The sequence below is a fragment of the Nocardia sp. NPDC050697 genome (genome assembly GCF_040654395.1).
GTDB lineage: Bacteria > Actinomycetota > Actinomycetes > Mycobacteriales > Mycobacteriaceae > Nocardia.
In genome coordinates this window covers 60,950-79,910 of sequence record NZ_JBFAHY010000003.1, presented here as the reverse complement: position 1 = coordinate 79,910, position 18,961 = coordinate 60,950, and the positions used below count along the sequence as shown (strand labels likewise).

Sequence of the window (18,961 nt, the reverse complement as noted above, 5' to 3'; positions counted from 1 at the left end):
CGATGATCGAACCACCTCAGCCCGGGTTCACCGGGGTGGTCTGGGAGGCGCGCGAGCCGGACCGGCTGGCCCGCGAGCTCACCACCGGTGCGGGCGCGGTGCCGCTCGCCGAGGCGGGCGCGGCCTGGGCGAGCCTGGCAGCCACCTTCGGCGCCGCGGTGCTGGAGTACGAGCAGATCGTGCAGCGCATGCGCGGGGCCTGGCAGTCCGGCACCAGCCGGGCGGTGCTGGACCGGGTCGCGACGCTGCGCGACTGGCTCATCGACGCGTCCGCCGCCGCGGGCAGCAACGCGCTGCGCGCGCAGACCCAGGCGGCCGCGCACGAACTGGCCAGGCTCACCATGCCGAACGCCGCCGACATCGCCGCCATCGCGGAGGTCGAGCGCACGCTGGAGCAGATGACCGCCGCCATGGGCGCGCCGATCCGCGCCATCGCGGCGCAGACCGACGAGGACGCGGACGTGGCCAAGGCCGCCGCCTCCCGGGTGATGCGCACCTACGAGGCGGCGACCGAGCCGCTCGCCGTGCCGTGGCTGCAGCAGCAGCCGCCGGTGCTCGCCTCGCCCGCAGCGCTGGCGGCCGAGCAGGGCGGCGCGCCGCAGCCCGCGCCGAGCACGCCGGTGGCCCCGATCGCCGCGCCCGGGTTCGGCGGCTTCGGCGGTGTCGGGATCGCCCCGGTGCCGCGGGTGAAGACCGCTTACCAGGCCCGGCTGCCGATCGAAACCGGCAGCACCAGCACCGAGACGCTGGAAACCGTTGTGGCGCAGCCGGGGCAGGGCAGCCAGGGCGGCGTGCCGCTGGTGCCCGGCGCGCTGGGTGGCGCCGCCGCCGCGCAGTCGGCGGAGGAGGAGTACCAGGCCAGGGTCGCCGAGGTGAGCGCCGACCTGATCGGCCAGGACATCGGGATCGTCTCCGCGCCCGCCGTGCTCGGCGCGCCGGAGCCGCCGCCCGCCGCCGGACCGGCGGTCGCCGGAGGTGCGGCGTGACGGTGGTGACCAACGACGGCATGCTCGCGCTCGCCGAGCGGCTCGGCGTGCAGACGCTGCCGCTGGTGCTCGGGGTCGGGCCGCGCCAGGACACCGTCGCCGAGTGGGCCGCGGCGCAGCGCACGGCCACCGCGGCGCTGGTGGCCGACGGCGCGATCGACGGCTACGGCGAGGTCGCGCCCGACCTGGCCGATGCGCTGTACGTGCTGGCACAACCGGATCGAGAGCTGGTCGCGCGGATCGTCTCCGAGCAGGGGACGGTCCGGCTCTGCCTGGCGCTGCGCGCCGAGCGGCACGCCCTCGCGGTGCGCACCGGCGACCGCTTCGACGTCCGCACCACCTGGTCGGACGGCTCGGGCAGCTCGCTGGCGGCTCCGGTGCTCGCCGCGCTCGGCCCGGCGAGCCCGGCCGACGTGGCGAGCGTCAGCGCGCCCGCCGCCGACCTGGGCGACCGGCTGGCCGCCGCGCGCGGCTCCACCGACTTCGCCGACGCGTTCTACGCGCTCGGCCTGCCGGACCGCGACGCCACCCGCTACGGGATGGCCTTCGCGTCCTGCCATGCCTACGCCGAGGTCGTGGTCTGTGCCCACGCCGACGGCGTAACCACCCGGCCGCCCGGCGCGGTCGCGGTGTACGACACCGGGCGGGGCCGCATCGTGGCCGCACCCGGGGTCTCCCCGGACCGGGAGCTCTGGTCCACCGTCACACCGGGCACCGATCACCGGGTCGCGCAGGCGATCGCCGGTCTGATCGAAACCCTGCCCGGGGGGAGGTGGCTGCCGCAGTAATCGTGCGGAGATTCCCGCAGTAGACCATGTCCCACTCGGGTGATGCCGACCGGCATCACCTTCTGGCACGAGGCACACACCCAGAAGGAAGGTGCACCATGAGCGTGCAGTCGGAACACGAAGTCGCCGAGGCGGCGAAGACCGCGATGGCCGACGCCGTCACGGCCATCCGGGCCACCCTGAACACCATCACCGAAGACGTCGAGGCCGCCAAGCGCGGCTGGCAGGGCGACGCGAACGCCGCGTTCGTGACCGCGGCCAACGACTGGGAGGCCGAGGGCACCCGGCTGAACCGGGTCCTCGACGAGCTGCAGGAAGCGGTCGGCTCCGGCACCCAGCAGTACCGCACCATGGATTCCGACAACGAGGCCGGCTTCGGCGGCCTGCGGCTCTGATTCCGGCCGCCCGACACTGACGAGGAGAGTCGACATGCTTTACGACGAAGCGACGATGACCGAGCTGTTCACCTCGCTGAACACGAACTACGGCAAGCTGCTGCAGCAGGCCGATGACCTGCAGACCGCCGCCGGCCAGCTGGCGACGGCCTGGGAGGGCAACGACGGTCTGGCCGGGTTCCAGAGCTCGAAGACCAAGTGGGACGGTGAGTACGAGGACACCACGACCCTGCTCAACCGCATCGCGGCCGAGGTCGAGAACGCCCTGCAGCGGGCGCTCGGCACCGACGGCAAGGTCGGCGACGGCTTCGGCTACTGAGCCGCACGGCGAGCGGCCGGTCCGGATTCCCCGGGCCGGCCGTTCGGCGTCTCACCGTGCGGCGGTGAGCGATTCGCCGATGTACCACATCTCCTCCGGCGTGGTCACCATATTCACCGTCGCGGTCGCCGCCGAGGTCCGGACGGTGATCTGGTTCGGCCGGTCCGGGTTCTGCGCCAGCACGACGTCGGCCTCGAACTCGCCCTCCGGCTGCCCCGCCGGGCGCACGCGCACGATCGTCGCACCGCCGGCGTGCGCGGTGGGCGGCACCCCGTCGAAGACGACGACGGTGGCCGAGGGGAACGGCGCGCCGGGCAGCGGCGCCGGGGCCGCCGGGGTGTGGCTCGCGCCCGCCAGCCGCGGTGCCAGCGAGAGCGTCGCCGGCGCGGCCACGTTCGCCACCATCGTCTGCCAGCGCTCCGGCCGGTCGGTGTGCACGACGGCGTGCGCGCCCAGCGCGATGGCGCGCAGGATCACCTGCTGCGCGAGGTCGATGTCGCCGATCACCTCCAGGTGCCTGGTGCCCTGCCCGACCAAGGGGACCGCGATGCCCTGGCCCCGGTCGTCGGCGCCGATCAGCTGGCCGCAGCCCGCGGTCGGCAGCGCGATCCCGGCCAGCGCGTCCAGCGGGCCGCGGTAGTCGCCCGCGCCGTCCCGCACCGCGCGGCGGGCAGGCAGCGAGTCCAGCAGCGCGCGGAACTGCTGCCCCGGGAGCGCGCGCAGCCCCGGCACCGGCGGCTCGGCCGGCTCCTCGGCGGTGTCGAAGCGCACCAGCGCGCCGACCGTGATCGCGGGCGCGCCGCTCGGGCCCGGCCTGCCCGACGTGTCCGGGCGCATCCGCACGGTGACCGTCGTGGTCAGGCTCGGCGTCGCCCAGATGTCGGCGAAGCCGCGCGAGCCGACCAGCTCGGGGCCGATCTCGTAGCTGGTCAGGTAGACGTTCTCGTGCACCAGCGAGCGCGGGGTCTCGGCGAAGTCGGCCAGTGCGGTGCCCCGGCACAGTGTGCGCACCGCCGCGTTCAGCTCGCCCGCGGTCAGCACGGAGACCGAGATGCCGCGCGCGGCCAGCCGGTTCGCCACCCGCCGCGTCGCGATGACGGCGGTGCGCAGCGAGCCGGCGCTGCCGCCGCCGCGGCTCTCCACCGCCTGCGCGTTGGCCAGCGGGTCCAGCCGCAGCACCAGCCACACCGTGCGGTGCGCGATGGCCGGCAGCGGGCCGATGATCCGGTCGTACAGCTGCGCGATGGTGCCGTTGCCCGCGGTGCGCGCGCCGGTGCTGATGACGTCGATCGCGGACAGATCGATGTCGAACTGGCTCAGGCAGCGGCCGATGTCGGTGAGCGGCAACACCTGGTCGGTGCTGAGCGCGCCGCGGCGCAGCAGGGTGAGCGCGTCCGGCGGCGGGTCGATCCGCATCATGGTGACGAGCTGCTCGTCGTCCCAGCGCACCCCGTAGCTGCCGCCCTCCGGCAGCGGCACGTCGAAGGCGTCGCCCGCGTCGCCCGCACCGGGCCTGGCCCGGCGCCAGCGAAAGGCCAGCACCCTGGCCAGCATCCCGACCGGGTTGCGCGGCTCGCGCCTGCGCACCGGGACCACGCCGACGAGCACGATCACCGCGGGCACCGCGATCTGCACCGCGACGTGCGCGTCGAAGGCGATCGCCAGCCAGGCCGCCGCCGCGGCGACGAGCCCGAGCGGGATCAACAGCCGCAGCGGGATCAACCGGAAGAGCCAGAACTCCGGGTCGCGCAGCGTCGCCTGGGCATCCCGCAGCGTGGTGTCCGGCTCGTCCGGCACCGGTGGATCGTTCCGGCCGGAATTGCCGGAATCCGCCTCCGCATTGCGCGCGGGCGAATTCGGCGCCGTCGGGGGCCCGCTTTCCGGGGCCCGATCCGAAATGCTCGGATCGAATTCCGGCGATATCGCCCGATTGTCGGGCGGAAGGCTCCGGCTGTTCACCGAATAGTCACTCCCGGTTTCTCTTCCGCTATCGCTCGGAAATCCGCCGGTTCCGCGTTCATGCGCATCCTGGTTCACGTTCCGCCAGCCTCGGTATCCGGTCCGCCTGCCCCGGCGGGCACGCCCGCCGACCGTGGACTCACACTACCGCGCCGAATTACCGCTGGCGGTACTGTGATCGGCGAAGCAGGCGGTGCAATTCCGCGGGCGCGCGAAAGAGGGGTTCTGGCGATGGAGCAGCGGTGCCGGCTCAGCTGACCACGAGGGCGCAGGTCAACGGATACCGATTCCTGCTGCGCCGCCTCGACCACGCCCTGGTCCGGCGCGACGTCCGGATGCTGCACGATCCGATGCGCTCGCACAGCCGCTCGCTCTGGGTGGGCGCGGTGCTCGGGCTGCTGGTGGTCGCGGGGGCCACGATCATGGCCTTCCTGCGGCCGCAGGGCGCCGTCGGCGACGCCGCGATCGTCATGGGCAAAGACAGCGGCGCGCTGTACGTGGTGGTCGGCGCCGACAACGGCGAGCAGACGCTGCACCCGGTGCTGAACCTGGCCTCGGCCCGGCTGGTCACCGGCAGCAGCGAGGCGCCGAAGCCGGTCAAGGACGGCAAGCTGGCGTCCATGCCGCGCGGCGCGCTGATCGGCATCCCCGGCGCGCCGGCCGCGCTGCCCGGCTCGGCGCAGGGCGACCGCTCGGACTGGTCGCTCTGCGACACCGTGCAGCTCTCCATCACCGGCAGCGCGGCCTCCGCGAACGGCGTCACGACCACGGTGATCGCCGCGGCCCCGCAGCTCGGCGAGCGGGTGCGGCGCGCCGCCGAGAACGAGGCGGTGCTGGTCAAGCGCTCGGACAAGACCTACCTGCTCTACGCGGGCAAGCGCGCCGAGGTGGACCCGAACAACCCGGTCGTCGCGCGCAGCCTGCGGCTCGCCGCGCACCGGCCGCGGCCGGTCGGCACCGGGCTGCTCGGCGCGGCCACCGCGGTGCCGCCGCTGGCGCCGCCGGAGATCCCGCAGGCGGGCGCGCCGGGGCCGGGGCCGCTCTCGGCGGTGCCGGTGGGCGGGATCATCTCGGTCGCGGGCAGCGGCCGCGGCGACCCCGCGACGCTGTACGTGGTGCTCGCGGACGGCGTGCAGCGGGTCGGCGAGTTCACCGCCGAGGTGATCCGCACCGCGAACTCGCAGGGCATGCGGGAGATCGCGACCGTGCCGCCGGATGCCCTGACCGGCGTCGCCCTGCTGAACCGGCTGCCCGTCGACCACTTCCCGGAGCGCGCCCCGGAGATCGTCTCCGCCGAGGACGCGCCGGTCGCCTGCGCCGCCTGGTCCAAGAACCGGCAGGACGATCCGGCCGCCGTCGACGGCCGCACCGACCGCGCGGCGGTCGCGCTGCTGGTCGGCGCCGAACTGCCGCTGAACGAGGGGAACGTGCCGGTGGAGCTCGCCACCTCGGACGGCGCCGGCGACCGGGTGGACGCGGTGTACCTGAAGCCGACCACCGGCGAATTCGTGCACGTCACCGGGATGGATCCGGGCAGCCCGCGGCGCGGCAGCCTGTTCTACGTCGCGGACAACGGGATTCGGTACGAGGTCCCCGACATGGAGACCGCGGCGGTGCTCGGCCTCGGCGACGCGCCGCGGCTGGCGCCGTGGGCGATCGTCGGGCAACTGGTGCCGGGCCCGACCCTGTCACCGCGGGACGCGCTTATGACGCACGACGTGCTGCCCGCCGCGAAGTAGCCGGCGCGCTCAGGAGACGCCGAGCGAGGAGAGCGCGGCGGTCAGCGCCGCCTGCATGTCCGGCGCCTCGATCCGCATGAGCACCGACTCGTCCACCGCCGACAGGTCCAGCGTCTCGTCGTTGGCCAGGCGGAACTCGCGCTCCTCCTCGGCCGCCTCGACGATGTTGCGAACGAAGCGGCCGTTGCCCGCCAGGTCGATGCCGCGGCGCGGCTGGCCGCTCTGGTCGACCCGCTCGGTGGTGTAGAGCTGCTGGCAGGCCTGCTCCAGCAGCTCCAGCGCGCCCTCGGACAATTCGGAGTCGCGGCTGGCGGCGATCAGCCTGCCGATCTGCCCCAGCTCCTCCGGGGTGTACGAGGGGAACTGCAGCCGCTTGGCGAAGCGCGAGGCCAGGCCGTCGTTGGCGGCGAGCAGGCGGTCGATCTCGCCGTCGTACCCGGCGATGATCACCACCAGGCGGTCGCGGTCGTTCTCCATCCGGGCCAGCAGCGTGTCCACCGCCTCCCGGCCGAAGGCGTCGCCGCCGGAGAGGCCGGTCTGGATGAGGGTGTACGCCTCGTCGATGAAGAGCACGCCGTCCATCGCGGTGTCGATCAGCTTGTCGGTCTTGATCGCGGTGCTGCCCAGGTGCTGGCCGACCAGGTCCATCCGCTTGGCCTCGACCACCTTGTCGGTCTTGAGCAGGCCGACGCCGCAGTAGATCTTGGCCACCACCCGGGCGATGGTGGTCTTGCCGGTGCCGGGCGGGCCGGTGAAGGCGAGGTGGTTGCCGCGCGGCACGCTCGCCATGCCCTTCTCGGCCCGGATCTTGGCCAGCTGCGCGGTGGCCTGGAGCTTCGCCACCTGCGTCTTCACCGAGGCGAGGCCGATCTGCCTGTCCAGCTCGGCCCGCGCGTCGGCGAGGATCTTCTTGGCCCGGTCCTCCGCGTCGGCGTCCCGCATCTCCTCCATCGACGGCGCGGAGGCGGGATCCCACCTGTCCGTGCGGGCCTCGATGGATTCCCTGGTGGTGACGGTGATCCGGTACGTCCGGTCGCGCATCGCCGCGGTGTTCGGCGCGAAATCCGGTGCCTGCGAGTAGACCTTCTCGAACAGCGCCTGCGCCTGCTCCTCCTGGCCGGTCTCGCGCAGGCACAGCCCGCGGCAGAACATGGCGGTGGTGCGGGCGGCCGGGATCGGGCCGGTCTCGGCCTGCTCCATCCGCCGGATCGCCTCGCCGAACAGCCCCAGCTGGGCGCAGGCGGTGCCGACCATGACGTGCGCGCCGGTGCCGAGGTACGGATCGTCCCACTCGGCCGAGCCGGCGAGCACGCTCATCACGTCCGGCCAGCGCTGGGTGGTGAAGTGCAGCACACCGCGGATGTAGGCGGTGATCCGGTCGTCCGCCGCGCGGTCCGGGTCGTTGGTCACCGCCCTGCGGTGCCGATCCAGCTCGTCGAGGACCTTTTCCGCCTCGTCGTACTGCTGCTCCGAGATCAGCTGCGCCGCCTGCGCGAGCCAGATCTCGGTGTAGCCGGCCAGCGGGTAGTCGATGTAGAGCCCGGCCAGGAAGCGGCCGGCCAGGGCGCGCGGCGGCAGCCCGAGCCTGCGCTGCTCCCGGTAGAGCGTCTCGGTGCTGGTGCGGTGCAGGTTGGCGAGCACCTCGGGGGTGACCTCGCCGGCGGCGGCCCGGCCGAGCCAGGCGTCGCACATCGCCGGATCCCATTCGGTGGCACGCTGGAACGCCAATTGCGCGTACTCGAGATCACGCGTGGATTCCTGGCCGTCCACCACCAGACCCAGGGACAGCACGCCTGCGTCGAACGCGCGCTGCGCTTGCCGATTGCCGCTCATCGTTCGCGAACTCCGAATCTCGAAGCGCGATCGGTGACGATCGCGTGGGCAGGGTCTGTCCGATAGATTAGGTTTCGCTGTCGGTAGGTTGCAACGTGGAGGTCCGGCATCCCTGGTCACGATCTCGGTTTCGATTCGGCGCGTGTCGAATTCGACATCCGAGGTGGCGAGCAGATGGAGCGTTCGGAAACGTTCGGAAAAGAACTGGGGTCGTTCGGCAATTGACCGAGTCGCTGAGCGGGGGCGTCGAAGCCGTCGAACCGGAGCTGTGCCGTGTGTCCGTCATCGGTGGGAACACCCAGCTCGATGTCGGGCTGCCCGCGACCGTGCCGATCGCCTCCTTCATGGGTGATCTGGTCGCGCTGATCGAGTCGCGGGATCCCGCGCCGGTGGACGCGGAGGACGGCGGCGTGCCGCTGCGCAGCACGCACTGGACGCTGGCCCGGCTCGGCCGCGACCCGATCCCGCCGAGCCGCAGCCTCGGCGAGGCCGAGGTGTACGACGGCGAACTGCTCGTCCTGCGCGCGGTCGACGCCAAGGAGGCGCCCGCGCTCTTCGACGACGTCATCGACGCGGTGTCCCGGCTCACGCACGACGGTTTCCGCGGCTGGTCGCCCGCCGCCGCGCGCTGGACCGGGCTGCTCGGCGCCGCGGGCATCTCGGTGCTGGCGCTGCTGCTCTTCCTGCTCGACCGCGGGAACGGCGGCGGGATCGCCGCGCCGTTCATCGCGGTCGGCGCGGCGGCGGCCGCCACCGCGGGCGCGGTGGTGGCGGCGCGGCGCTACGCCGACGAGCTCACCGGCGTCTGGCTCTCGCTCTGCGCGCTGCTGCTCTTCTTCGGCGGCGCGGCGCTTTTCGTCCCCGGCGAGCTCGGCAGCCCGCACCTGCTGCTCGGTTTCGCGGTCACCCTCGTGCTCGCGGTCGCGATGTACCGGGCCACCGCGGTCGGCGCGACGCTCTGCGCCGCGGCGGTGACCATCGCCGGCTTCGGCGGGGTCGCCGCGGCCGTGCGGATGATCTGGGACCCGGCGCTGCCGAAGATCGCCGCGGGGCTGCTGGTCGGCGGGGTCGCGCTGATCTCGATGGTGCCGCGGCTGGCCGCGCTGCTCGCCCGGCTGCCGGTGCCCCCGGTGCCGACCGCGGGCGCCGCCATCGACCCCGCCGATCACGAGCACCGGCCGGCCATCGAGGGCATCGGCGCCATCGGCGCCACCGCGCTGCCGTCCGCGGCCGGGCTCGGCAGGCGCGCCGAGGCCGCCAACCGCTACCAGACCGGGCTGCTGATCGGCTGCGCGCTGGCCGCCCTGCTCGGCGCGCTCGGCGCCGCCGACCCGCTCGGCCAGGTGCGCTGGCAGGGGCTGACCCTGGCCGTGATCGCCGCGATCATCCTCTGCCTGCGCGGCCGGGCCTTCGCCGACCTGGCCCAGGCGGGCACGCTGATCGGGGCAGGCGCGCTGGTGGTGGTCGGGCTGCTCGCCGGGCTCGCGCTCGGCGACACCGGGCTCGCGCTGCTCTCCGGCGGCCTCCTGCTCGCGTTCGGCGCTGCGGCGGTCGCCGCGGGCGTGATCGGCCCGCACCTGGAGATCACCCCGGTGACAAGGCGGTTCGGCGAGATCTTCGAGTACCTGCTGATCTGCTCGGTGATCCCGCTCGTGCTGTGGATCACAGGCGTGTACTCGATGGCAAGGAACCTGAACTTGTGAGCCCGCGCGCTGCCCGAAAGACCCCGGCGCCCGGCGGGCTCCGGCGGCCCGCGGGGTTCTGCGGTGCGCTTGCCGTGCTGGCGGCCGTGGTCTTCGGCGCGCCCGGCCCGGCATTCGCCGCCGGGCCGCCCGCGATCGACGAGGGCGCGCTCGGCGCCGCGCAGGCGCTCAGCGGCCGGCCGGCCCCGCTGGAGCCGACCGAGCAGAGCTCGCTCTGCGCCGAGCCGCTGCTCACCGGCGCCGCGCCGGTCGAGCCGCCGATCGCGCAGGCGGTGCTGAACCTCCCGGCCGCCTGGCAGTTCAGCCGGGGCGGCGGGCAGAAGGTCGCGGTGATCGACACCGGGGTGAACCGGCACCCGCGGCTGCCCGCGCTGCAATCCGGCGGCGACTACGTCGCGGACAGCGACGGCACCGTCGACTGCGACGGCCACGGCACGCTGGTGGCGGGCATCATCGCGGCCCGCCCGGTGCCGGACGACGCCTTCGCCGGGGTCGCGCCGGACGCCGAGATCCTCACCATCCGTCAGCTCAGCCTGGCCTACGAACCCAAGGACAACCGCGGCTCCAACCCGCCGCCCGGTGCCATCGCACCCACCGGCTACGGCAACGTGCTCACCCTCGCCGCCGCCGTCGTCCGCGCGGTGGACATGGGCGCGACGGTGATCAACATCTCCGAGGTGGCCTGCGCCGCCGCGGGTTCGGACACCGCCGACGGCGCGCTCGGCGCCGCCGTCAAGTACGCCTACGACCGCGACGTGGTGGTGGTCGCGGCCGCGGGCAACCTGCAGACCGACGGCGCCTGCAAGACCCAGAACGAGGGCAGCGGCTGGAACGGCTTCGCCACCGTGGCCAGCCCGGCCTGGTTCGAGCCGTACGTGCTCGCGGTGGGCTCGGTCGACCCGGACGGCAGGCCGTCCGAGCTCTCGCTGCACGGCCCGTGGGTGCGGGCGGCGGCGATCGGCCGCGGCATCGTCTCGCTGGACAGCAGACCGGGCGGCGCGGGCCTGGTCGACGGGGTGCGGACCGCCGAGGGGGTCCGGCCGATCGAGGGCACCAGCTTCGCCGCGCCGTACGTCGCCGGGCTGGCCGCGCTGGTGCGGGCGCGCTTCCCCGAGTTGAGCGCGGCCCAGGTGATGGAGCGGATCACCCGCACCGCGCAGGCGCCGGGGCGCGGCCGGGACGAGCGGATCGGGTACGGGCTGGTGGACCCGGTCGCCGCGCTCACCGCCGAACTCCCGCCCGCCCCGGTGAGCGCGGGCGCGGAGGCACCGCGGCCGCACGCGGGCCCGGTGCGCCCGCCCGGCCCCGACCCGCTGCCGCGCCGGGTCGCGGCGATCGGCACGGTGACCTGTCTCGCGCTGCTCGGCATCGGCGCCGTGCTGGCGATTCCGTTCCGCCGCAGCCACAGCGATCCGCTCTACGACCCGGATCCGCTCGACGTCGATTCCGCAGAGAGGTAGGAGCCGACCATGGTGACCGAAGGCTTCGTCCGGCGGCCCCGGATCGCCCCGCCCCGGGCCCCCGGCGGCGAGGTGGCGCTGAACTCGCCGCCGGAGATCCAGCGGCCGCTGCCCATGCCGCTGCTGATGAAGCTCATGCCGGTGGTCATGGTGGTCGCCGTCGTCGGCATGATCGCCATGATGGTGATGATGGGGCGCAACTTCCTGCAGAACCCCATGATGATGATGTTCCCGATGATGATGATCATGTCGATGGTCGGCATGATGGCGGGCTTCCGCGGCGGCGGCCCGAAGTCGGCCGCCGAGCTGAACGAGGAGCGCAAGGACTACTTCCGCTACCTCGACCAGCTCAGGAAGGACGTGCGGCGCACCGGGAACAAGCAGCTGGAGGCGTTGCTCTGGAGTCACCCGGAGCCGTCGGACCTGCCGTCGGTGACCGGGACGAGACGGATGTGGGAGCGCCGCCCGGCCGACCCGGATTTCGGGCACGTCCGGGTCGGGGTCGGCAGCCATCGGCTGGCAACCAAGCTGGGCAGGCCGGAGACCGGCCCGCTGGAGGATCTGGAGCCGGTCTCCACCGTGGCGCTGCGGCGCTTCGTGCGTACCCACTCGGTGGTGCACGAGCTGCCGACCGCGGTCTCGCTGCGCGCCTTCCCCGCCATCAACATCGGCGGCGACCCGGAGGAGTCGCGCACCCTGGTGCGCGCGATGCTGATGCAGTTCACCGCGTTCCACGGCCCGGACCACGTGGCCGTCGCCGTGGTCTGCGCCGATCCGGACGGCCCCACCTGGGCCTGGGCGAAATGGCTCCCGCACCTGCAGCATCCGGCGCAGCGCGACGGCATGGGCTCGGCCAGGATGATGTACGGCTCACTCGGCGAGCTGGAGACCGCGCTCGGCGACGAGCTGCTGGAACGCGGCCGCTTCATGCGCAATCCGCAGCCGGGGCAGAGCCGGCTGCACCTCGTCGTCGTCATCGACGACGGCTACGTGAGCGGCAGCGAACGCCTGGTCTCCGAGTCCGGCCTGGACGCCGTGACCGTGCTCGACCTGACCGCCCCGGAGAACGGCCTCGCCGTCCGCCGCGGCCTGCAACTCGTGGTGGCCGACGGCGCGGTGAGCGCGCGCAGCGCCGCGGGAACCGAGCGCTTCGCCACCGCCGACCGGGTGAGCACCGCCGAGGCGGTGGCCTTCGCCCGCGGCCTCGCCCGCTACCGGATCGCCACCGCGGCGCAGATCGTCAGCCTCGGCGACGAGACCCGCACCGACCCCGGGCTGATGTCGCTGCTCCGGATCCCGGACGCCGCGCAGATCGACCCGACCCGGGTGTGGCGCCCGCGCACCGCGCGCGAACGGCTGCGGGTGCCGATCGGCATCACCCCGGACGGCACCCCCGTGGAGATCGACATCAAGGAGTCGGCCGAGAACGGCATGGGCCCGCACGGCCTGTGCATCGGCGCCACCGGCTCCGGCAAGTCCGAATTCCTGCGCACGCTGGTGCTCTCCCTGGTGACCACGCACTCGCCCGACTACCTGAACCTGGTGCTCGTCGACTTCAAGGGCGGCGCCACCTTCCTCGGCCTCGACTCGCTGCCGCACGTGGCCGCGGTGATCACCAACCTCGAGGAAGAACTCTCGATGGTGGACCGGATGAAGGACGCGCTGGCGGGCGAGATGAACCGCCGCCAGGAGCTGCTGCGCTCCGCGGGCAACTTCGCCAACGTCACCGACTACGAGAAGGCGCGGGCCGCCGGTGCGCCGCTCGACCCGCTGCCCGCGCTCTTCGTCGTGGTCGACGAGTTCTCGGAGTTGCTCTCGCAGAAGCCGGATTTCGCGGATCTGTTCGTGATGATCGGCAGGCTCGGCCGCTCGCTGCACGTGCACCTGCTGCTCGCCTCGCAGCGGCTGGAGGAGAACAAGCTGCGCGGCCTCGACTCGCACCTCTCCTACCGGATCGGGCTGCGCACCTTCTCCGCCAACGAATCCCGCGCGGTCCTCGGCATCACCGACGCCTACCACCTGCCGTCGGTGCCCGGCTCCGGCTACCTGAAGAGCGACGCCGACGACCCGCTGCGCTTCAACGCCACGTACGTCTCCGGCCCGTACGTCTCGCCGAGCACCGGCCGCGAGGCGGCGGGCGGGGTGATCGGCGGGCAGTCGCCCGCGGTCTTCACCGCGGCTCCGGTGCCGATGCCGGAGCGGCCGGAACCCGTCGTCCGGCAGCGCACCGGGCTGCCGGAGCTGCCCCCGCCGCCCGGCGCGGCCGCCGCCACGGAGGAGGGGCTGCCGGACACCCTGCTCGGCGTCGTGGTCAAACGCCTCACCGGGCACGGCCGCCCGGCGCACGAGGTCTGGCTGCCGCCGCTGGACGAGTCGCCCACCGTCGACATGCTGCTGCCCGACCCGGACTGGCGCTCGCCGGTGAACCGGCACGGTCAGCTGTGGATGCCGATCGGCGTGATCGACAAGCCGTACGAGCAGCGCCGCGACGTGCTGACGGTGAACCTGGCGGGCGCGCTCGGCAACGTCGCGGTGGTCGGCGGCCCGCAGTCCGGCAAGTCCACCGCGGTCCGCACCCTGATCATGGCCGCCGCCGCCACCCACACCCCGGAGCAGGCGCAGTTCTACTGCCTCGACTTCGGCGGCGGCAGCCTCTCCGGCCTCTCCGGCATCCCGCACGTCGGCTCGGTGGCGGGCAGGCTGGACAGCGACCGGGTGCGCCGCACCATCGCCGAGCTGACCACGCTGCTGCGGCAGCGCGAGGAGCGCTTCGCCGAGCTCGGCATCGAGTCCATGGCCGAGTTCCGGCGGCGCAAGTTCGCCCAGCTGGAGGCGAGGCTGATCAACGGCACCGAAGCCGACGCGAGCGACCTGCTCGCCGCCGACCAGTTCGGCGACGTCTTCCTGGTGATCGACGGCTGGGCCGCCGTGCGCGAGGAGTTCGACACGCTGGAGCCGCAGATCAACGCCATCGCGGGCCAGGGGCTCTCGTTCGGCATCCACGTCATCCTCGCCGCCTCCCGCTGGGGCGAGATCCGGCCGGTGATCAAGGACCAGATCGGCACCAGGATCGAGCTGCGGCTCGGCGACCCGACCGACTCCGAGATGGGCAGGCGCACCGCCGCGCTGGTGCCGCAGGGCCGCCCCGGCCGCGGCCTCACCCCGGATCAGCTGCACATGCTGGTCGCGCTGCCCCGGCTGGACTCCGACTCCGACCCGGGCACCCTTCCCGACGGCGTCGCCGCGGCCAAGCAGCAGCTGGAGCAGCTGTGGGGCGCCCGCCGCGCGCCCGAGGTGCGGATGCTGCCGCTGCTGATCGAGCGCGCGGACGTGCTCGCCGTCGCCGCCGAGCACGGAATCCGGACCAGCCCCACCCGGGTCGTCGTCGGGATCGGCGAGAACGAGCTGGAGCCGCTGGTCCTCGACTTCGGCACCGAGCCGCACTTCATGGCGCTCGCCGACGTGGAGTCCGGCAAGACCACGCTGCTGCGCAACATCGTCATGGGCATCCTGGAGAACGCCACCCCGGACCAGGCCAAGGTGATCCTCATCGACTACCGGCGCACCATGCTCGGGGTGGTCGAAGGCGACCACCTGGCCGGCTACAGCACCTCGTCGCAGACCTCCGGGCAGATGATGAGCGGGCTGGCCAGGTACCTGGCCGAGCGCATCCCCGGCTCGGACATCACGCCGCAGCAGCTGCGCGAGCGCTCCTGGTGGTCCGGCCCGGAGATCTACGTGGTCGTCGACGACTACGACATGGTCGCCACCGGGGTGAACCCGCTGCTGCCGCTGATGGAGTACGTGCCGCAGGCCCGCGACATCGGGCTGCACCTGATCGTCGCCCGCCGGTCGGGCGGCGCCTCCAGGGCGCTCTTCGACAATGTCATGGGCGCGATGAAGAACATGTCGGTGGACGCGCTGCTGATGAGCGGCCCGCGCGAGGAGGGCAAGCTCTTCGGCGACGTCCGGCCGCAGAAGCTGCCGCCAGGGCGCGGCATGCTCATCTCCCGCTCGCGCGGACTGGAGATGGTGCAGATCGCGCACCTGCCACCGATCCAGTGAGCATCGCGTACCCACCGGTCTTCGCTGTAAAACCATCGGCCGACAAGGAATTTCGGCGGGCGGGCGCTGGATAACGCTTCGGAAACGGGCTCCGGTCGCGGGCGGGGCTTCGCTTGACAGGGACCTTCTGGCGTTTAGTGTAGTCAGGGTTCTGAACGCTCTGATCCGGTGTTGTGCGGCGATGACTGCGAGGCAACGTGGCAGGTTCGGATAGTTCTACGGTCTTGACGACCTTTCCCGGCGCGGCCCGAGGCGCCGATCCGGGGGATCGGGCCTCGGAAACGGGGCAGCTACCTTTTTCCGATCGGCTTCTCCGTGCGCTGCGCGGGCATCGGGTGGTGGGCGGACCGCTGCTCTGGTTCGCCCGCGATCTGGCGGTGCTGCACGAGCGGCGCATCGGCCCCGGCGGCCCGGAGACGTCGATCGCGCCCGCCGCGGTGCTCGAGATCGATCGCCGCAGAGGCGAACTGGTGATGGCGATCGACGACTGGGTGGCGCGCAGCGTGCCGGAGCACCGGCTCGGCGCCACCCTGCACACCGAGACCATCGGCGCGGTGATCGACCGCCTCGCCGAGTCCTCGGTGCGCGCGCACCGCGCCCTGATGACGCTCGACGCCGACGACGATCGGCTGCACAGCGCGTGGCACCACCTGGCCGAACTCGCCGACGGCTACGACGACCTGGTGCGCGACGTGCTCGAGGGCAGGCGTCGGCTACCGGAGTGGTGACCCCGCCGCGGCAGCTCAGCCGCGGAAGACGGCGAACTCGTCGGCCACCGTCGCCGCGAGTTCGACGTAGGCCCGCTTGGTGTTCTTGTGCAGCCGGTGCAGGTCGATCTCCGCGCCCTCGGAGAGATGCCCGTCGTAGGGGATGATGTGCACCGCGCGGCAGCGCGACAGGAAGTACTCGCGCAGGTGCTGCACCCCCACCGTCGGCGACCCCTCGCGCGGCAGGTTGATCACCACCACCGCATTGCGCACCAGGTGGTCGTGGCCGTGCAGGGAGAGCCAGTCCAGGGTGGCCGCCGCGCTGCGCGCGCCGTCGATGGCGGCCGAGGAGATCAGCACCAGCGAGTGCGCGGTGTCGAGCACGCCGGTCATGGCCGAGTGCATGAGCCCGGTGCCGCAGTCGGTCAGAATGATGTTGTAGAAGCGCTGCAGGATCCGCGCGACCGCGCGGTACTCCTCGTCGCTGAACGCCTCGGAGGCGGCCGGGTCGCGCTCGCTCGCCAGCACTTCCAGCCGCGAGGTGCCCTGCGAGGTGTGCCTGCGGACGTCCGAGTAGCGCTGGATCGCCGGGTCGAGCAGCAGGTCGCGCACGGTCGAGCGGGTCTGCAGCGGGACCCGCTGGGAGAGCGTGCCGAAATCCGGGTTGGCGTCCACCGCGATCACCCGGTCGCCGCGGATCGAGGCGAAGATCGAGCCGAGCCCCATGGTGGTGGTGGTCTTGCCGACGCCGCCCTTGAGCGAGAGCACGGCGATCCGGTAGTCGCCGCGGACCGGCTGCCTGATCCGCGCCACCAGTTCCTGAAGCCGGCGCTCCTCGGCCGACATGCCCGGGTTGATGGCGCCGCCGGAGACGTGGTGCACGGCCTTGCGCCAGCCGCTGCCCGGTGACTTCTTGGCGCGCCGCATGGGGACGTCGTCCAGGGAGGGGGGCGGGGTGGAGCCGTAGGTGTTCGGCGGCGTCGCGTTGAACTGCCTGCCCTGGTGGAACTGGTTCTGCCCCTGGCCGGGGCCGTATTGCTGCGGAACCTGATTCCCCGGTGACTGGTTCGGTCCGGGGCCGTACTGCGGCGGAACCTGGCTCGCGAGTGGCTGATTCGGCTCCGAGCGGTACTGCTGGGGCGGATCGCCGTACGGCGCAGCCTGATTCGCGCCGGGGCCGTAGGGGGAGGGCGCTTCGTTCGCCGGTGCGCTTCCGTAGGGGAAGGAAGCCGCGGGGCTCGGTGCACTCCCGTAGGGCGGGGGTGGCTCGCTGGTCGGCGCGGTGCCGTAGCGAGGCGGTGCCTCGTCCGCCGGTGCGCTGCCGTAGGGCGCGGGCGACTCGCTCGGTGCGGCTCCGTAGGGCGCGTCATTGGTGGGCGCGGTGCTGTAGGGCGGCGGCGGCGCGGGAACCGGTGCGGCGGTGCCGTTCCCGGTCGGCGGCGTCGGGTAGGCGGTGGGCGCGGCGTGCGGGGGAGCGGGTGGGTAGAGCGGCCCCGCCGCGGGCACGTCGAACTGCTGCGGTGCCACCGGCATGCTCGACGCCGAGCGGTAGGCGGACCCATCCGGCTCCGGCGCGGGCGGCTCCGGAGCGCTCTCCTGCTGCTCCACCTGCGGCGGACCGTACGCCCGGCCCGAACCGGTCGGCCCCTGCCACGGCGGCACGCTGCTCACGGTGGCCGGGGCGACGGGGGCGCGCGGCGGAAGCGCGTCCGGCGTGCCGATCTGCCCCCGCTCCAGCGGTTCGTCCCGGTCGGGCTCGGTTTCCGGCTCGGCGTCCCGGTGCAGCGCTGAGAGGCCCTCGCGGAAGCCGGCCAGATCGCGATGCGGTGCGGCCTCCTCCGGCTCCTCGTCCGCGGCGCCGGCCGGCGCGGGCAGCCGCTCCGGCGGAGGCGGCAGGTCGGGCCGCGCCCTGCGGCGCTCCCGGACGTTCGACGCCTCCCGCAGCCCGCCCGCGGCGCTCGCCCCCGCGCCGAGCGGCTGGAACGCGCTCGACGGGCGCGAAGGGTTCCGCGTCGGCAAGCTCGGGCGCGCGCTCTCCTCCGGCGCGGTGGCGCCGGTCCGCGGATCCCGCAGTGCCTCGTCCCCCGGTCCGGCTATGCCGAACTCGTGCCGCGCGAGCCCGCCCCCGCTATCCGCGAAATCGCTCTCGCGCCCGTCGAACCCGGGCACACCGTCGCTCGACCCGTCCAGAGGCGCGGACAGCTCCGGCGCCACCCCGCCCTGCTGCTGCGCGATCCCGAACTCACCACTCGGCGCGGACTCGACTCGCCCCTGCCCGAACCCGGGCGCACCGTCCCCCGGCGCTCCATGGCCGAATTCACCGTTGCCCGGGGCGAACTCACCCGGGGTTGCTCCGTGGCCGGGCCCACCGTTGCTCGGCGCGACCTCGCCCTGCCGTGTCCCGTATCCGGACTCACCGTTGCCCGATGCGAACTCGCCCTGAGGCGCTCCATGACCGGACTCACCGGTCTGCGGCGCGAACTCCCCTCGGGGCGCTCCGTGGCCGAACTCATTACCCCCCGGCGCGAAAAGCCCCGCACCCGAATCGTCGCGTAGAGCCGGCCCATGCCCCTCGACCGCCGCCGGCGCCTCGTCCCCCCGCCGCCACCCGCGCCGCCGCTTCTCCCGCCGCCCCGCCTCGGGCCGTTCCCCCTCGGGCGCACGACCGCGAAACCGGGACCGCCGCGGCGCCGCCCCCTCGTCCTCGGACGGAAGGTTCTGAACGGGCGCTTCGTACCCGACCTGCGTGACTTCGCTCTCCGAGAGCCACGGCGGCAGCATGGGGAGGCCGTCGTCGTTGCGGCTCACCTGTCCCCCTCGATGTGCTGGAGCATTTCGCTGGACTCGAGGTCAGTTTACGGGACCGGCCGGACCCGGCGCGGAAGGGGCGATTTTGCCTGATCGGCGGCCCCTCGGTAAGCTGGAGCAACGGTGCGCCTACAGGCATGCGTTCACCCGGGAACATTCGATCCGTTTTCGACGTTCGATTGTTCGCTGGTGTCCGGAC

General features: G+C 73.3%; 12 protein-coding genes. 9 read left to right on the top strand and 3 right to left on the bottom strand.

What is annotated here, in order from left to right:
• Positions 1 to 2 precede the first annotated feature (2 nt).
• From AB0H71_RS12270 to AB0H71_RS12255, 4 genes are all read left to right on the top strand, one after another.
• Positions 3 to 986 carry a PPE domain-containing protein gene (locus AB0H71_RS12270; RefSeq protein WP_357018697.1) on the top strand — a complete coding sequence of 328 codons (984 nt, stop codon included), beginning with the start codon at positions 3 to 5 and terminating at the stop codon, positions 984 to 986.
• Positions 983 to 1,774, top strand: a complete 792-nt coding sequence (locus tag AB0H71_RS12265; RefSeq protein ID WP_357018695.1) for an ESX secretion-associated protein EspG — start codon at positions 983 to 985, stop codon at positions 1,772 to 1,774. Before AB0H71_RS12270 ends, AB0H71_RS12265 begins: the two co-directional genes overlap by 4 nt.
• 98 nt (positions 1,775 to 1,872) lie before the next feature.
• Positions 1,873 to 2,169, top strand: coding sequence for a WXG100 family type VII secretion target (locus AB0H71_RS12260; RefSeq protein ID WP_357018692.1), 297 nt, complete (start codon positions 1,873 to 1,875; stop codon positions 2,167 to 2,169).
• Between the two features lie 34 nt (positions 2,170 to 2,203).
• Positions 2,204 to 2,488: a type VII secretion protein EsxR gene (locus tag AB0H71_RS12255; RefSeq protein ID WP_357018689.1), complete on the top strand. Its 285-nt coding sequence runs from the start codon at positions 2,204 to 2,206 to the stop codon at positions 2,486 to 2,488.
• Between the two features lie 51 nt (positions 2,489 to 2,539).
• Here the strand turns inward: AB0H71_RS12255 and eccE are convergent, their stop codons facing one another.
• Complete coding sequence (gene eccE / locus AB0H71_RS12250) at positions 2,540 to 4,285, bottom strand: type VII secretion protein EccE (RefSeq protein ID WP_357018686.1); 1,746 nt, start codon at positions 4,283 to 4,285, stop codon at positions 2,540 to 2,542.
• Positions 4,286 to 4,689: 404 nt separating this feature from the next.
• Here eccE and eccB point away from each other — a divergent pair, with 404 nt between their 5' ends.
• The gene (gene eccB, locus AB0H71_RS12245) at positions 4,690 to 6,186 is read left to right on the top strand and encodes a type VII secretion protein EccB (protein ID WP_357018684.1); all 1,497 of its coding nucleotides are present in this window, start codon (positions 4,690 to 4,692) and stop codon (positions 6,184 to 6,186) included.
• Between the two features lie 9 nt (positions 6,187 to 6,195).
• Here the strand turns inward: eccB and eccA are convergent, their stop codons facing one another.
• Positions 6,196 to 8,019: a type VII secretion AAA-ATPase EccA gene (gene eccA / locus AB0H71_RS12240; protein ID WP_357018681.1), complete on the bottom strand. Its 1,824-nt coding sequence runs from the start codon at positions 8,017 to 8,019 to the stop codon at positions 6,196 to 6,198.
• Between the two features lie 275 nt (positions 8,020 to 8,294).
• Between eccA and eccD the strand changes: the two genes are divergently transcribed.
• The 4 genes from eccD to AB0H71_RS12220 all read left to right on the top strand — a co-directional run bounded on the left by eccD (position 8,295) and on the right by AB0H71_RS12220 (position 15,975).
• Complete coding sequence (gene eccD, locus AB0H71_RS12235) at positions 8,295 to 9,722, top strand: type VII secretion integral membrane protein EccD (protein ID WP_357018678.1); 1,428 nt, start codon at positions 8,295 to 8,297, stop codon at positions 9,720 to 9,722.
• Positions 9,723 to 9,796: 74 nt separating this feature from the next.
• A complete protein-coding gene (mycP, locus tag AB0H71_RS12230) occupies positions 9,797 to 11,182 on the top strand; it encodes a type VII secretion-associated serine protease mycosin (protein ID WP_357020341.1) in 1,386 nt (461 codons plus the stop codon).
• Between the two features lie 9 nt (positions 11,183 to 11,191).
• Positions 11,192 to 15,247 carry a type VII secretion protein EccCa gene (eccCa, locus tag AB0H71_RS12225; protein WP_357018675.1) on the top strand — a complete coding sequence of 1,352 codons (4,056 nt, stop codon included), beginning with the start codon at positions 11,192 to 11,194 and terminating at the stop codon, positions 15,245 to 15,247.
• Positions 15,248 to 15,585: 338 nt separating this feature from the next.
• The gene (locus tag AB0H71_RS12220; protein ID WP_357018672.1) at positions 15,586 to 15,975 is read left to right on the top strand and encodes a DUF4254 domain-containing protein; all 390 of its coding nucleotides are present in this window, start codon (positions 15,586 to 15,588) and stop codon (positions 15,973 to 15,975) included.
• 15 nt (positions 15,976 to 15,990) lie between these two features.
• Here the strand turns inward: AB0H71_RS12220 and AB0H71_RS12215 are convergent, their stop codons facing one another.
• Positions 15,991 to 18,123, bottom strand: coding sequence for an AAA family ATPase (locus AB0H71_RS12215; RefSeq protein WP_357018670.1), 2,133 nt, complete (start codon positions 18,121 to 18,123; stop codon positions 15,991 to 15,993).
• Between the last annotated feature and the right edge of the window lie 838 nt (positions 18,124 to 18,961).